Here is a 15,797-nt window from a genome sequence, read left to right on the forward strand (position 1 = left end):
GCGCCTTGGTCAATCAGTATGAGGGAGAGCCCTCTCACTTGTCTGGTCAGCGACCAAGGTCGGAGCCGATGAGAATCAGCGCCCGGCTTAGTTGACCGCGTCTTTCAGGGCCTTGCCGGCTTTGAAGGCAGGAACTTTACCGGCAGCGATTTCGATGGTCGCACCAGTTTGCGGGTTACGGCCAGAACGAGCGGCACGCTCGCGAACGGCGAAAGTACCGAAGCCAACCAGAGCAACCTGGTCACCCTCTTTCAGGGCTTCACCCACGGCGTCAATGAAAGCATCCAGCGCACGGCCAGCGGCAGCTTTGGAGATATCAGCACCGTCTGCAATCTTGTCAATCAGTTGAGATTTATTCACTCTTATATTCCCCTTTTATCGAACATCGCTGCGGCACTGATTTCCCTGGCCACAACAAGTGGAGGTTTTATAACAAGCCTCCTGATCAGTTGCAAGTGACAATCTGGCGCAAACCCGCGCCACATCACGCATTGCGACTCATCATGAGTACCCGATCGGTGGTCAAGGCTACTTCCGTTATCCGGCGCATGCAAGCCTTAACCACCCCCCGAATGCGCCAAATTTGCGGCGCATCAACATTTACACGACAGAAACGCGTTCGAAACCCTGCGGATTGTCCTGCAACGCCAGTGCAAGCACCTCATCAATCCAGCGAACCGGATAAATTTCAAGGTCTTGTTTGACATTGTCCGGGATCTCCTCGAGATCTCGTTCGTTCTCTTTCGGGATAAGCACCCGCTTGATGCCGCCACGGTGAGCCGCCAGCAGTTTCTCCTTGAGACCCCCGATGGGCAGCACTTCGCCGCGCAGGGTAATCTCCCCCGTCATGGCCACATCGGCACGCACCGGGTTGCCGGTGAGGCTGGAGACAAGGGCGGTACACATGGCGATACCGGCGCTCGGGCCGTCTTTCGGGGTCGCCCCTTCCGGCACGTGCACGTGGATGTCGCGCTTCTCGTAGAAGTCGGCGTTGATGCGCAGCTTCTCGGCACGGGCCCGCACCACCGTCATGGCAGCCTGGATGGACTCCTGCATCACATCACCGAGTGAACCGGTGTAAGTGAGCTTGCCCTTGCCCGGCACGTTGGTGGTCTCGATGGTGAGCAGATCGCCCCCCACTTCGGTCCACGCCAACCCGCACACCTGGCCTACCTGGTTCTGATCGGTGGCCTTGCCGTAATCGAAACGCTGTACCCCGAGGAACTCCTTGAGGTTCTCCTGATTGACCTGAACATGCTTGATGCTCTTGTCCAGCAGGATGCGTTTGACCGCCTTGCGACAGATCTTGGAGATCTCGCGCTCCAGGCTACGCACCCCCGCCTCGCGGGTGTAGTAGCGGATGACGCCGACCAGAGCAGAATCCTCGATGGTGATCTCGGACTCTTTCAGACCGTTGCGCTGGATCTGCTTGGCCAGCAGATGCTGCTTGGCGATGTTGAGCTTCTCGTCCTCGGTGTAACCGGACAGACGGATCACTTCCATCCGGTCCAGCAAGGGACCCGGGATGTTCATGGAGTTGGAGGTGGCCACGAACATCACGTCTGACAGGTCATAATCCACTTCCAGATAGTGATCGTTGAAGCTGCTGTTCTGTTCGGGATCCAGCACTTCCAGCAGGGCGGACGCGGGATCGCCGCGCATGTCCGAGCTCATCTTGTCGATTTCGTCGAGCAGGAACAGCGGGTTCTTCACGCCGACTTTCGCCATCTTCTGGATCAGCTTGCCGGGCATGGAGCCGATATAGGTGCGGCGGTGACCGCGGATCTCCGCTTCGTCACGCACGCCACCGAGCGCCATGCGCACGTACTTGCGACCGGTCGCCTTGGCGATGGACTGACCCAGCGAGGTCTTGCCCACACCGGGAGGCCCGACCAGACAGAGGATGGGGCCCTTGAGCTTGTTCACCCGTGCCTGTACCGCCAGGTACTCGAGGATGCGATCCTTGACCTTGTCCAGGCCATAGTGATCCGAATCCAGCACCTCTTGTGCCTTGGCGAGATCTTTCTTGACCTTGGAGCGGGCCTTCCACGGCACCTGCACCATCCAGTCCACATAGCTGCGCACTACTGTGGCTTCGGCGGACATGGGGGACATCATCTTCAGCTTGGCAAGCTCGGCCAGGGCCTTCTCACGGGCATCGTCCGGCATCCCCGCCTCGTCAATCTTGCGATTGAGGGCTTCGAATTCGTCCGGGCTGTCTTCCAGCTCACCCAGCTCTTTCTGGATGGCCTTCATCTGCTCGTTGAGGTAGTACTCCCGCTGGCTCTTCTCCATCTGCTTCTTGACCCGGGAGCGGATGCGCTTCTCGACCTGCAAGAGGTCGATCTCCGACTCCATCATGGCCATCAGAAACTCGATGCGCTCGGACACAGAGGCGATTTCCAGCACCTTCTGCTTGTCTTCGAGCTTGAGCGGCATGTGGGCAGCCATGGTGTCAGCCAGGCGCGCCGCATCGTCGATCGCCGAGATCGAGGTCAGCACCTCGGGCGGGATCTTCTTGTTGAGCTTGATGTAGCCTTCAAACTGGCCGATGGCGGAGCGCACCAGCACATCCTGATCCTTCTCCTCGATGGGGGCAGACGCTATGTACTGCGCCTCACCGACGAAGAAGTCCTTGTCATCGATCATCCGCTCAAGACGGGCACGCTGGCCCCCTTCCACCAGCACCTTGACGGTGCCGTCAGGCAGCTTGAGCATCTGCAAAATGTTGGCCACTGTCCCGACGGAGAAGATCTCCTCCACCGTCGGCTCGTCAGTTGACGCATCCTTCTGGGCCACCAGCAGGACTTTCTTGTCCTGCTCCATGGCCGCTTCCAGACAGCGAATGGATTTTTCCCGCCCCACAAAGAGTGGAATGACCATGTGGGGGTAAACCACCACGTCACGAAGAGGCAGGACGGGAATCTCGATGCGTTCTGAACGCTCTAGGTTCATATATGTCCTCTCGGCTTGTTATACCGTTGGCAAAGCGCTTGGCTGAGTATATGGGGGCGCAAAGATGAGATTCAATCGCCTTGGCCGTAAAAAGCATGAAAGGGGCAAAATGCCCCTTTATGTGATTAAAAATCAGTCAGTTACTCTGACGCTGCGGCCTGTGTCTCGGGATTGTCGTAGATCATCAGAGGCGCGGAGTCCCCCTTGATCACCGTCTCGTCGATCACCACCTTGCTGACCCCTTCCAGGGAGGGCAGGTCATACATGGTGTCGAGCAGCACAGCTTCGACTATGGATCTCAGGCCACGGGCACCTGTCTTGCGCTCCATCGCCTTGCGCGCAATGGCGTTCAGGGCGTCGTCGCGGAACTCCAGCTCCACCTCTTCCAGGGCAAACAACGCGGCGTACTGCTTGGTCAGCGCGTTCTTCGGCTCTTTCAGGATCTGGATGAGGGCAGCCTCGTCCAGCTCGGTGAGGGTTGCCACTACCGGCAGACGACCGATGAACTCGGGGATCAGACCGTATTTGATCAGATCTTCCGGCTCCACCTTGGCAAAGTTCTCGCTCAGGGTCGCCTTGGCATTCTTGGATTTGACGTCAGCGCCAAAGCCTATGCCGGTCCCCTTGACGGAACGCTGCTCGATCACCTTGTCCAGGCCGGCGAAGGCGCCGCCACAGATGAAGAGGATCTTGGAAGTATCAACCTGCAGGAACTCCTGCTGCGGATGCTTGCGGCCCCCTTGCGGCGGCACTGAGGCGATGGTGCCTTCGATCAGCTTCAGCAGTGCCTGCTGCACCCCTTCCCCGGAGACATCGCGGGTGATGGAAGGGTTGTCCGACTTGCGAGAGATCTTGTCGATCTCGTCGATGTAGACGATGCCACGCTGGGCCTTCTCCACGTCATAGTCGCACTTTTGCAGCAACTTCTGGATGATGTTCTCCACGTCCTCGCCCACATAACCGGCTTCGGTCAGGGTGGTGGCATCGGCCATGGTGAAGGGCACATCCAGCAGACGGGCGAGCGTCTCGGCCAGCAGGGTCTTGCCGCTGCCGGTCGGGCCAATCAGCAGGATGTTGGACTTGCCAAGCTCCACACCACCGGACTCGCTGCCGCTGCGCAGACGCTTGTAGTGGTTGTAGACGGCAACTGCCAGCACCTTCTTGGCGTACTCCTGCCCGATCACGTAGTCGTCCAGATGGGCGCGGATTTCATGAGGGGTCGGCAGCTCGCTACCATCGCGCTTGGGAGAGATCTCGCGGATCTCCTCGCGGATGATGTCGTTGCACAGCTCGACACACTCATCACATACGTAGACGGAAGGGCCAGCGATCAGCTTGCGCACTTCATGCTGGCTTTTGCCGCAAAAAGAGCAATAAAGCAGCTTGTCGCCCTCACCCTTGCGTTTTTCTGTCATTCAGCAACCTCGTTTTATCAATAGAGGATGGATCGTCCTGTTGAGTTTACAACAGTCCGGGACACCCTGCTCAGCCGCGCTGGCTCAGGATACCGTCTACCAGGCCATAGGCCACGGCTTGATCGGCCGACATGAAATTGTCACGGTCGGTATCACGCTCTATGGTGGCCATGTCCTGTCCGGTATGGAAAGCCAGACGATCGTTCAGGGTATTCTTGATTTTCAGGATCTCCTGGGCATGGATCTGGATGTCAGATGCCTGGCCCTGGAAGCCGCCCAGCGGCTGGTGGATCATCACGCGAGCGTTAGGCAGGCAGAAACGCTTGCCCTTGGCACCGCCAGCCAGCAGGAAGGCGCCCATGGAGCAGGCCTGCCCCATGCAGACGGTGCTGACGTCCGGCTTGATGAACTGCATGGTGTCATAGATGGACATCCCCGCAGTGACGGCACCACCCGGCGAGTTGATGTAGATGCTGATGTCCTGATCCGGGTTCTCGGACTCCAGGAACAGCAGCTGAGCCACCACCAGATTCGCCATGTGATCCTCAACCTGACCGGTCAGGAAGATCACCCGCTCTTTGAGCAGACGGGAATAGATGTCGTAGGAACGCTCCCCTTTCGCCGTCTGCTCGACCACCATAGGGATGAGCGCATTGCGTGGGGATTCAGTCACATCGTTATAGTTCTTGTACATAAGGCATTGTCCCTAAAATAAAATGGCCCGAGTGGAGATCACACGAGCCATTATACTTAACAGTTTTGACCTTAAGTCAAATGTTCTTAGGCAGCGGCACCGGACTTGTTGATCACTTCGTCGAAGGCAACTTCTTTCTCGGTCACTTGCGCCTTGGACAGGATCAGGTCGATGGCTTGATCTTCGATGGCCAGGTTACGAACGCCGTTCAGCATCTGCTCGTTCTTCTGGTAGTACTCGATCACTTCCTTCGGATCTTCGTAGGCAGTGGCCATGGACTCGATGATGCTGGTCACACGGGCGTCGTCAGCCTTGATCTCGTTGGTGCGGATGACGTCACCCAGCAGCAGACCGACGCGTACACGACGCTCGGCTTGCGCCTGGAACAGCTCGGCCGGCAGCTCGGGAGCGTTGCCGCCCTGGAAGCCACCGAAACGCTGCAGGGCTTGCTGACGCAGGGTGTCGATTTCCTGGGCAACGGCAGCCTTCGGCAGATCGATCTGGTTGGCTTCAACCAGGCCGTTCAGCACTTGCTCTTTCACGCTGTTTTTCAGGGCTTGAGCCAGTTCGCGCTCCATGTTCTTGCGCACTTCGGCTTTCAGCTCTTCAACGCTGCCGCTCTCGATGCCAAAACGCTTGACGAACTCTTCAGTCAGCTCAGGCAGTACCTGCTCTTCAACCTTGTTCAGCTTGGAGGCGAACTTGGCCGCTTTGCCTTTCAGGGCTTCGGCGTGGTAGTCAGCCGGGAAAGTCACCTCGATGGTGAACTCGTCGCCCGCTTTCTTGCCCAGGATGGCATCTTCGAAGCCAGGGATCATGCGGCCGGCGCCCAGTTCCAGAGTGAAACCTTCAGCCTTGCCACCGTCGAACTCTTCACCGTCGATGGAACCGACGAAGTCCAGGGTGACACGCATGCCATTGGCGGCAGCGGCATCGACGTCAGACCAGGTGGCGTGCTGCTTGCGCAGGGTGTCGATCATGTTGGCCAGGTCGGCATCCTTGACGGAGGCAACCGGCTTCTCAACCTTGATGTTCTCGAGACCGGCAACTTCAAACTCCGGGTACACTTCGAAAGTGGCGGTGAATTCGAAATCCTGGCCTTCCTTGATCTCTTTCGGATCCATGGTCGGCGCACCGGCCGGGCTCAGTTTGCTCTCGATGATGGCCTTGATGAAGTTGTTCTGCATCATTTCATCGGCAACGCGGGCATGGGCCATGGCGCCGAACATCTTCTTGATGATGGCAACCGGAGCCTTGCCAGGACGGAAACCGTCGATGCGACGAGTCTTGGCCAGGCCATTCAATTCTTTACGCACGGCAGCGTCAACGGTAGCAGCCGGTACAGTGATGGTAAGACGGCGTTCCAGACCCTGGGTTGTCTCTACAGAAACTTGCATTCTTTTACCTCGTTCAACTCAGCACTGTGTGCTGACCCTTTATTACCCCTGGGCAAAGCCCGGAGTCTTCCTGTTTATAAAGACAACGACTGTCTTTGTGATGAGAAAATATGACGCGACATTATAGCGGCGCACTTTGGTCGCGTCGAGCCGCACATCCCCCATCCGGGGCACAGACAGCACAATTTGCGCAAGACTGCCTCCTATATGGGGAAGCCTTGCGCCGAGTTCAAGCATCAGGTTCGCAATAATTTGCACTTGCTCACCTTTTTGCACGCCACCCTATGCTTTTTTCATCTTTCGGCGTCGCCGGGAGCGGTGCGCTCAGGGGGTCTGCGACCCAAATTGTCCGCCTTCTCGCATCAGCCATTGCGTCCCTCGGCGCCGCTCGCTATGGTGACTGCCAATTTATGAGTCTGGAGAGACCCACATGTCCTTTTTCCGCTTCTTGTTCAATCTGCTCTGGTTTGTACTGGGGGGCGTCTTTATGGGGCTGGCCTGGTGGCTGGCCGGGCTGCTCTGCTTCGTCTCCCTGATAGGGATCCCATGGGGGCGCGCCTGTTTCGTCATCGGCACCTTTACCTTCTTCCCGTTCGGCAAGCAGGCGGTCAACCGCAAGACAATGACGGGGCAGAGCGACATAGGCACAGGTGCCCTCGGGATGATTGGCAACATCCTCTGGTTCCTGGTGATCGGAGTCTGGCTGGCCATAGGCCACATCGCCTCGGCCCTGGCCTGCTTTGTGACCATCATCGGCATCCCGTTCGGCATCCAGCACCTCAAGCTGGCGCTGATTGCCCTGGCCCCCATAGGCCAGATGATAGTCACCAACCACGAGGCCGAATCCGGTCGCTATATCCGCTAAACAAGAATGCATCGCCAGGCTATGCCTGGGATGTCAAAAAAGGGCAGACTAGGGTCTGCCCTTTTTCATTGCCCCAGTTCGAGGTCCCCCATGCTGCCCAGCCACTTCTTCGCCAACCTCGCCCGCATGCGGCTCATCTACCGCTGGCCCCTGATGCGCAACATACAGCCGGAGAACATCGCCGAGCACAGCCTGCAGGTCGCCATGGTGGCCCACGCCCTCGGCGTCATCAACAACCGGCTGTTTGAGGGCAAGGTGGATGCCAACCATGCCGCCGTCATGGCCCTCTACCACGACAGCAGCGAGGTGCTGACCGGTGACCTGCCGACCCCCGTCAAATACTTCAACCCCGAGATAGCCCGCGAATACAAGAAGATAGAGCTGGCGGCCGAGCAGCGTCTGCTCGGCATGCTGCCCCCCGAGCTGATGGAAGACTTTCGCCCCCTGCTCGACTCCGGTGCCCAGGACGACGCCCTCGCCCGGCTGGTGAAGGATGCCGACACCCTCTGCGCCTATACCAAGTGTCTGGAGGAGCTGAGTGTCGGCAACCGGGAGTTCGAGCCCGCGCGCAAGCGCCTCGAGCAGATGCTGGAGGCCAGGATGAACCCGGCCATGCGCTACTTTATCGATGTGTTCGTGGCGAGCTTCTCGTTGCCCCTCGATGAGCTCAACGCCCACTGAGCCAGCCCGAACGACCAGAAGACAGAGGGGCCCGCCGGTCTGCACCGGCGGGCCCCTCTTTTTCAGCATATTGCCAGGCGTGGCAAACCTGGCCCTAGGATCAGTGGCCCAGCTCCCGGGAGGGCACCAGACCGCTCGCCCGCCAGGCGGGATAGAGGGTGGCCAGCAGACTCATCAGGATGGCGGCACTGGTCACAATCACCAGATCCTGCATGTGCAGCTCTGTCGGCAGGAAGTCGATGAAATAGATGTCCGGGTTCAAGAAGCGATGGCCGATGAGCTTCTCGATAAAGCCCAGGATCTGGGTCAGCTTGCTCGAAAGCAGGCCCCCCAGCAGGGCACCGAGCAAGGCCCCTGCCACCCCGTTCACCATCCCCTGGATGACGAAGGTGAGCCGGATCTGGCCCGGGCTCGCACCCATGGTCTTGAGGATGGCGATCTCGCTGCGCTTCTCGTTCACCGCCATCACCAGGGTGGAGACTATGTTGAAGCAGGCCACCGCCACCACCATCAGCATCACCACGTACATGACGGTGCGCACCATCTGGATGTCCTGATAGAGATAGCCCTGGCGACTCATCCAGCTGCTGATGTAGACGTAGTGCGGGAATTTGCGGGCGGCCGCCACTGTGATGGACTGCGCCTTGAGCACGTCGTTCACCTTGAGGCTGAAGCCCTCCACAGCGCTGCCCATGCCGGTGATGGACTGGGCGTCGGCAAGGTGCATGAACCCGAGCACGCCGTCGAGCTGGCCGCCTATTTCCAGCAGCCCCACCACGGTCAGGGTCTCCCGCCGGGGATTCTTGATCCCCGTCTCGTCTCCCCCTTGGGGCAGCAGCAGGGTCACGGGGTCACCTATCTTGACCCCCAGCTTGTCGGCAATGGTCTTGCCGAGGATCACCCCGTGCTCGCCCGCCTGCAGTTCACGAAATCCCAGCCCCGTCATGTAGTTGACCGCATCCGACAGGTTCGCCTCGAGCTCGGGCAGCACGGCACGCACCTGCACCCCCTTGATGGCGGAGCCGTGCTCCAGCAGGCCATCGAGGCGGATGACAGGGGCAGCGGCCTCGATCCCGGGCTGGGCCAGCAGGTAGTCCCGAAGCCTCGGCCAGTCGGGCAGCGGCGCCTCCATGCCGATGAGCTCCCCGTGGGGCACCACCGAGAGCACCCGGTTCTTGAGCTCCCGCTCGAAGCCGTTCATGGCGGAGAGGCCAAGAATGAGGGCCATCACCCCGAGGGCAATGCCAATCAGGGAAGAAGCGGAAATAAAGGCGATGAAGCCGTTGCGACGGCGGGAGCGGCTGTAACGCAGGCCCAGAAAGAGGGGCAGCGGCTTGAACATCAGGCGACCTCCGCCATGATGCCGCTCACCAGGGTCACCCGGCGGTGCAGCTTGGCGGCGAGGCTCAAGTCATGGGTGACCACCACGAAGGCCGTGCCCAGCTCCCGGTTGAGCTCGCAGAGCAGCTCGTACACCGCAGTGGCACTGGCGTGATCCAGGTTGCCGGTGGGCTCGTCCGCCAGCACCAGGCTCGGCTCGTTGACCAGGGCACGGGCGATGGCTACCCGCTGGCGCTCGCCACCGGAGAGCTCGGAAGGCCTGTGATTGAGCCGGTGGGAGAGCCCCACCCGTCCCAGCATGCGGGTCGCCTTGTCGGTGGCGCTCGCCACCGATTCACCCGCGATCAGCAGCGGCATGGCGGTGTTCTCCAGCGCGGTGAACTCGGCCAGCAGGTGGTGGAACTGGTAGACGAAGCCCAGCTCCTGATTGCGAAAACGGGCCTGGGTCTTGCTGTCCCAGTGGTGGATGTCCTGCCCCTTGAACAGCACGGCGCCGCTCGAAGGGTTGTCCAGCGCCCCCATCAGGTGCAGCAGGGTGGTCTTGCCCGAGCCCGAGCTCCCCACCACCGCCAGCATCTCGCCGGGGGCGACGCAGAGATCTATCCCCTTGAGCACCTGGGTTTCCAGATTGCCCTCTTTATAGACATGGTTGAGGGCCTGGCAGCGCAGCAGAGGCTCGCAGGACTGGGGTTCATTCATAACAGGGGCTCCACTTATACCGGTGACAACATTGGCACCGGCCACAACGCCGGCACTCGCACCGGAGGTAACAACAGAAGATGATGGATTCACGGCGCTATTCATAACGTAATGCCTCGGCCGGTTTGACCCGGGCCGCACGGGCCGCCGGATAGAGGGTGGCACTGAAGCTCAGCAGCACGGCACCCAGCAAGATGGTCATGACCTGGGCGGGTTCGACGATGACCGGCAGACCGCTGCCCCCCGCCGCCATATAGAGGTTGAGCCCCGCCGCATCGAGCAGGGGGTTGAGTCCGAACGACAGGGCCAGCCCCGCCAGACCGCCAAACAGGGCACCGATGACGCCGCTCGACGCCCCCAACACCATGAAAATCTTGACTATCCCCGACTCGCTCATGCCCATGGTACGCAGTATGGCGACCTCGCCTTCCTTGTCGGTAACCACCATCACCAGGGCGGAGAGGATATTGAAGGTGGCGACCGCGATGATCAGCACCAGCATCAGCCCCATCATGCGTTTCTCCATGGCCACGGCCTGGAAGAGTTCACCTCGCTCCCGGCGCCAATCCTGCCACTCCATCCCGTCCGGCAGCGCGGTTTTCACCACCTCGTCGGCGGCGAAGGGATCGTCGAGCCAGAGGCGGATGCCGCCCACCGTCTCCTCGGGCAGGCGCAGCAGGCGCTGGGCGTCCCCAAGGGCAATCAGCGCCACCTGGCTGTCCACGTCGGCACCGACCCCGAAGATGCCGGAGACGGTGAAGAGCCGCTGGGCCGGCACCCGGCCAAAGGGGGTGAAGCGGGTCCCTTCGGTCAGGATGAGACGCACCTCGTCGCCAATGGAGACCTTGAGGCGGTTGGCCACCCCCTGCCCCAGCACTATGTGGTATTGGCCGCGTTGCAGGCTGTCCAGCCGCCCCCCCAGCATCTGGGCATGGAGGATGTCATCCTTGGGCCAGCGGGCCGGGTCTATCCCCTGCACGCTCACGCCGGTGAGCTGGCCCGGGCTTTGCAACATGCCTTCGCTGTCGAGCATGGGGGCCGTGGCCACCACGTGGGGCAGCTTGTCGAGATCGGGCAGGCCTGGCGGATGGGCATCGATGCGCCCCGCCGGATTGGTCACCACCACGTGGGGGATCACCCCGAGAATGCGCCCCTTGAGCTGCCCCTCGAAACCGTTCATCACCGAAATGACCACCATCAGGGCCGCAACCCCGATGGCGATGCCAAAGGTGGAAAACAGGGAGATAAAGGAGACGAAGCGGTTACTGCGTCGTGAGCCTGCATAACGCAGGCCTATGGCCAGCGAGAGTGGCTGAAAAAGTCCAGTCTTCAAGGATATCTACGTTGCCAACAAAATAAGATGCCGGATAATAGGGTCTGTTGACGCCTCAACGCAAGCCGCGTTGCCGCAGCAGATGACGCCGGGGCAGGCGCAATGGCCCATTCTCCTGAGCCTTAAAGGCAGCCCATGGTGCCATGTTTCGCCCAATGCGCAGCCCCCGCCGCCATGTTGCGCGTCCCGTCGTGACGGGAGGGCCACGGGGGATGACCGGACCTGACTCGCGCCAGGCCGGGAACGCCTCTGCGGGGCAAGGTCAACAGCGCCGTTAAAAATCGTCTATGACAACAAGGGATAGCCTCCATGCAGGAACAGTTCTTCAGCGTCACCCATGCCACGCCGGTCAATGTGATCCCCATGCCGGCCGACTTTCACCTGCCGACGCTGGAGGCCCTTGATGCCGAGCTGCCCGAGCCCTTTCGCATCGCCTCCGCCATCACCTCCATCGATCTGGTGAGCAGCCGCCTGCTGCGCAACCAGAACGAGTCCATGCACGATCTGGTGGAGATCATCAATCAGCAATCCCGCAAGATCGACATGATCATGGGCTTCGTGCTGGCGGCGCAGGATCACCCCGAACATCGCTTCCACACCCTGCGCTTTGGCGCCGGCCAGCTCACCTACCTGCACCCGCGCCAGGGCCACGGCGAGCCGCCGCAGCTGCACCAGCTGGTACGACTCAAGATCTTCCTGCGGGAAGAGGCCTCCGCCGTCTACTGCTATGGCGAAGTCAAGCAGCGGGAGCCCGGCGAGCACGGCACCCATGTGGTGCTCGACTATGTGCGGATCCGCGAGGATGACAGGGAGCTGCTGGTGCGTGCCAGCCTGCATGTGCAATCCAAGCAGCTCAAACTGCGTGCCCAAGAGCGTCAGCGCTAATCACAGCCAACGTCAACGTTAAAAGAATCGAACGATGCCAATGAAACTCCCCGCCTTGCCCGCCAAAGCGGGCCAGAAAATAACCCTGGGCCAGCTGGTCGGCAGCAGCCTGGCACTGGTCGCCGCCCGCCTCACCCGGGAGGCCAACCGCCCCGTCCTGCTGGTGACCGCCGATACCCCGAGCGCCCTGCGCCTCGAACAGGAGCTCAGCTTCCTGCTGGCCGATCAGGGTTGCCCCGTGCTGATGTTCCCGGACTGGGAAACCCTGCCCTACGACACCTTCTCCCCCCATCAGGACATCATCTCCCAGCGGCTCGAGACCCTCTATACGCTGCCGCAGATGAGCAGCGGCGTGCTGATAGTGCCCATCTCCACCCTGATGCTGCGCACGGCGCCCCAGGCCTATCTCGACAAATACAGCCTGATGGTGACCAGCGGCCAGCGCCTCAACCTGCAACAGCTGCGAGGACGGCTGGCCGAGGCGGGCTATGTGGCGGTGGAGCAGGTGCTGGAGCACGGCGAGTTCGCCGCCCGCGGCTCCCTGCTGGATCTCTTCCCCATGGGCAGCAGCCGCCCTTATCGCATCGACTTCTTCGACGACGAGGTGGACTCCATCCGCCCCTTCGATCCCGAGAGCCAACGCTCCAGCGAGCCGGTCAAAAGCGTCAGCCTGCTGCCCGCCCGGGAATTTCCCACCGACGAGGCCGCCATCGAGCTGTTTCGCGGTCAGTTCCGCGAGCAGTTCGAGCTGTCGCGGGCGGAGGGATCCGTCTATCAGGAGGTGAGCAAGGGGCGCTGGCCCGCCGGCATCGAATACTATCTGCCGCTCTTCTTCAGCCAGACCGCCAGCCTGTTTGACTACCTGCCAGACAACACCCTGCTGCTCACCGTGGGGGAGATCTACCCGGCGGCCCAGCGCTTCTGGAACGACATAGGCCAGCGCTATGAAGACAGGCGTTGGGACAATACCCGCCCCCTGCTGCCTCCCCAGCAAATTTACCTGCCGGTAGAGCAGCTCTTCGCCGCCCTCGGCCAGTACGGCGCAGTGCGCCTGCAGGAGGCGGCTACCGACGGCGGTGCGGGCCAGCACGATCTCCCCATAGCCCCATTGCCCGACCTGCAGCTCGATCACAGCAAGGAGCAACCCCTGCTGGCCCTCAGCCAGTTCCTGCAAGGCTTTGCCGGTCGCACTCTGTTCGCGGTGGAGTCTGAGGGGCGGCGAGAGGGGCTCGGCGATTTGCTCGCGCGCATCCAACTGCAGCCCAAGGAGTTCGCCTCCCTCGAGGAGTTCGTCGGGAGCAAGGCGCGTCATGGCCTGCTGGTCAGCCCGCTGGAGCGGGGCTTCCTGCTCGAACCCGCCGGGACAGAGGCCCTGGCCCTCATCACAGAGACCGAGCTGCTCGGCGGCAAGATCAGAAGCAAGCGGCAACGAGAGAAGAGCAAGAACCTGAGCTCGGATGCGGTGATCCGCAACCTCGGCGAGCTGACACAGGGCCAGCCCGTGGTGCATCTGGATCACGGGGTCGGCCGCTATCTCGGGCTCGAGACCCTGGATGCCGGCGGCCTGCCCACCGAGTTCCTCACCCTGGAGTACGCCGGTGGCGACAAGCTGTTCGTGCCGGTCACCAACCTGCACCTTATCAGCCGTTACACGGGGTCGGATAACCCCCCCAGCCACAAGCTAGGCGGCGAGGCCTGGGTCAAGGCGCGGCGCAAGGCGGCGGAGAAGGTGCGCGACGTGGCCGCCGAGCTGCTCGATGTCTATGCCATACGCGCGGCGCGGGCCGGTTTTGCCTTCAAGCACGACAAGGAGAGCTACCGCCAGTTTGCCGCCAGCTTCCCGTTCGAGGAGACAGAGGATCAGCTCAATGCCATCAATGCGGTGCTCGGCGACATGTGCCAGGCCAAGAGCATGGACCGGCTGGTGTGCGGCGACGTGGGCTTTGGCAAGACGGAGGTGGCGATGCGCGCCGCCTTCGTGGCGGTGCACGGCGGCAAGCAGGTGGCCGTGCTGGTGCCCACCACACTGCTGGCCCAGCAGCACTACGACAACTTCCGCGATCGCTTCGCCAACTGGCCGGTGCGGGTGGAGGTGCTGAGCCGCTTCCGCTCCGCCAAGGAGCAGACGGCCGTGCTCAAGGAGCTGGCCGATGGCAAGGTGGACATCATCATAGGCACCCACAAGCTGCTCGGCTCCGACCTCACCTTCAAGGATCTGGGGCTGCTCATCGTCGACGAGGAGCACAGATTCGGGGTGCGCCAGAAGGAGAAGATCAAGGCGCTGCGCGCCGACGTGGACATCCTCACACTCACGGCAACACCTATCCCGCGCACCCTCAACATGGCGATGTCCGGTATGCGGGACCTCTCCATCATCGCCACCCCGCCCGCCAAGCGGCTCGCCATCAAGACCTTCGTGCGCCAGCACGAGCCGGCGGTGGTGCGTGAAGCTGTGCTGCGGGAGCTCAAACGGGGCGGTCAGGTCTACTACCTGCACAACGACGTGGAGAGCATAGAGAAGTGCGCGGCTGATCTCGCCGAGCTGGTGCCGGAGGCACGCATCGGCATCGCCCACGGCCAGATGCGCGAGCGCGATCTTGAGCGCATCATGTCGGACTTCTACCACCAGCGCTTCAACCTGCTGGTCTGCACCACCATCATAGAGACCGGCATAGACGTGCCGAGCGCCAACACCATCATCATGGACAGGGCGGATCACTTAGGGTTGGCCCAGCTGCACCAGCTGCGGGGCCGGGTCGGCCGCTCCCACCATCAGGCCTATGCCTACCTGCTCACCCCCCATCCCAAGCTGATGACCAAGGATGCCGCCAAGCGGCTCGAAGCCATCGCCTCCCTTGAAGATCTCGGGGCCGGCTTTGCGCTCGCCACCCACGATCTGGAGATCCGGGGCGCGGGCGAGCTCTTGGGGGACGATCAGAGCGGCCAGATCGAATCGGTCGGCTTCACCCTCTACATGGAGATGCTGGAGCAGGCGGTGGAGGCCCTCAAACATGGCAAGGAGCCGTCGCTCGAGCAACTGATGAGCCAGCACACCGAGGTGGAGCTGCGCCTGCCCGCCCTCTTGCCGGACGACTACATCCCGGACGTCAACATGCGCCTCTCCATGTACAAGCGCATCGCCAGCGCAGCCGACGAGCAGGAGCTGCGCGAGCTGAAAGTGGAGCTCATCGATCGCTTCGGCCTGCTGCCTGAGCCGACCAAGACCCTCATGGAGATCGCCGCCTTCCGCCAGCGGGCCACGGCCCTTGGCATTCGCCGGGTGGAGATGAGCGATCGCGGCGGCTACCTGGACTTCACCCAGGAGACCCGCGTCAACCCGACCTATCTGGTAAAACTGCTCTCCAGCCAGCCACGTATCTATAAAATGGATGGACCTACCCGCTTGCGCTTCCAGGTACCGAATCAGGACAGGGCCATGCGCCTGAAACTGGTGGATGCCCTGCTGACGGATCTCGCCAACAACAGCCTGTGAGTGTATGCAGTGCTGGCGGCTGGCCAGACAGATAACGCC

Annotated in this window: 12 protein-coding genes; 4 read left to right on the top strand and 8 right to left on the bottom strand. The window is 61.4% G+C overall.

Going from position 1 to position 15,797, the window contains the following annotated elements:
* Positions 1 to 87 precede the first annotated feature (87 nt).
* The 5 genes from hupB to tig form a co-directional block, all read right to left on the bottom strand.
* Entirely contained in the window at positions 88 to 360 is a 273-nt protein-coding gene (gene hupB, locus Aeroheme_RS11580) for a nucleoid-associated protein HU-beta (RefSeq protein ID WP_005315375.1), read from the bottom strand.
* 240 nt (positions 361 to 600) lie between these two features.
* On the bottom strand, positions 601 to 2,955 hold the full coding sequence (gene lon, locus Aeroheme_RS11585) for an endopeptidase La (RefSeq protein ID WP_043130769.1): 2,355 nt from the start codon (positions 2,953 to 2,955) through the stop codon (positions 601 to 603).
* A gap of 140 nt (positions 2,956 to 3,095) precedes the next feature.
* Entirely contained in the window at positions 3,096 to 4,370 is a 1,275-nt protein-coding gene (clpX, locus tag Aeroheme_RS11590; RefSeq protein WP_005324108.1) for an ATP-dependent protease ATP-binding subunit ClpX, read from the bottom strand.
* 70 nt (positions 4,371 to 4,440) lie between these two features.
* Positions 4,441 to 5,064: an ATP-dependent Clp endopeptidase proteolytic subunit ClpP gene (clpP, locus tag Aeroheme_RS11595; protein WP_042871569.1), complete on the bottom strand. Its 624-nt coding sequence runs from the start codon at positions 5,062 to 5,064 to the stop codon at positions 4,441 to 4,443.
* Between the two features lie 86 nt (positions 5,065 to 5,150).
* Positions 5,151 to 6,461 carry a trigger factor gene (gene tig, locus Aeroheme_RS11600; RefSeq protein WP_234677475.1) on the bottom strand — a complete coding sequence of 437 codons (1,311 nt, stop codon included), beginning with the start codon at positions 6,459 to 6,461 and terminating at the stop codon, positions 5,151 to 5,153.
* Positions 6,462 to 6,891: 430 nt separating this feature from the next.
* Here tig and Aeroheme_RS11605 point away from each other — a divergent pair, with 430 nt between their 5' ends.
* Together Aeroheme_RS11605 and yfbR are read left to right on the top strand one after the other, a co-directional pair.
* Positions 6,892 to 7,326, top strand: a complete 435-nt coding sequence (locus tag Aeroheme_RS11605; RefSeq protein WP_106886933.1) for a YccF domain-containing protein — start codon at positions 6,892 to 6,894, stop codon at positions 7,324 to 7,326.
* A 90-nt stretch (positions 7,327 to 7,416) separates the two neighbouring features.
* The gene (yfbR, locus tag Aeroheme_RS11610) at positions 7,417 to 8,007 is read left to right on the top strand and encodes a 5'-deoxynucleotidase (RefSeq protein ID WP_404840576.1); all 591 of its coding nucleotides are present in this window, start codon (positions 7,417 to 7,419) and stop codon (positions 8,005 to 8,007) included.
* 100 nt (positions 8,008 to 8,107) lie between these two features.
* On the opposite strand, the gene lolE is transcribed toward yfbR, so the two are convergent.
* From lolE to Aeroheme_RS11625, 3 genes are all read right to left on the bottom strand, one after another.
* The gene (gene lolE / locus Aeroheme_RS11615; protein WP_404840575.1) at positions 8,108 to 9,349 is read right to left on the bottom strand and encodes a lipoprotein-releasing ABC transporter permease subunit LolE; all 1,242 of its coding nucleotides are present in this window, start codon (positions 9,347 to 9,349) and stop codon (positions 8,108 to 8,110) included.
* Positions 9,349 to 10,047 carry a lipoprotein-releasing ABC transporter ATP-binding protein LolD gene (gene lolD / locus Aeroheme_RS11620; RefSeq protein ID WP_042650389.1) on the bottom strand — a complete coding sequence of 233 codons (699 nt, stop codon included), beginning with the start codon at positions 10,045 to 10,047 and terminating at the stop codon, positions 9,349 to 9,351. Before lolD ends, lolE begins: the two co-directional genes overlap by 1 nt.
* 97 nt (positions 10,048 to 10,144) lie before the next feature.
* A complete protein-coding gene (locus Aeroheme_RS11625) occupies positions 10,145 to 11,380 on the bottom strand; it encodes a lipoprotein-releasing ABC transporter permease subunit (RefSeq protein WP_234570664.1) in 1,236 nt (411 codons plus the stop codon).
* A gap of 309 nt (positions 11,381 to 11,689) precedes the next feature.
* On the opposite strand from Aeroheme_RS11625, the gene Aeroheme_RS11630 reads away from it, so the two are divergent.
* Both Aeroheme_RS11630 and mfd read left to right on the top strand, forming a co-directional pair.
* Positions 11,690 to 12,265, top strand: coding sequence for a PilZ domain-containing protein (locus Aeroheme_RS11630; RefSeq protein WP_106886938.1), 576 nt, complete (start codon positions 11,690 to 11,692; stop codon positions 12,263 to 12,265).
* Between the two features lie 40 nt (positions 12,266 to 12,305).
* Positions 12,306 to 15,758 carry a transcription-repair coupling factor gene (mfd, locus tag Aeroheme_RS11635; protein ID WP_411167239.1) on the top strand — a complete coding sequence of 1,151 codons (3,453 nt, stop codon included), beginning with the start codon at positions 12,306 to 12,308 and terminating at the stop codon, positions 15,756 to 15,758.
* Positions 15,759 to 15,797: the final 39 nt, after the last annotated feature.

The sequence above is a fragment of the Aeromonas sp. DSM 116730 genome (genome assembly GCF_046581335.1).
In the GTDB taxonomy this organism is placed as follows: domain Bacteria; phylum Pseudomonadota; class Gammaproteobacteria; order Enterobacterales; family Aeromonadaceae; genus Aeromonas; species Aeromonas rivipollensis.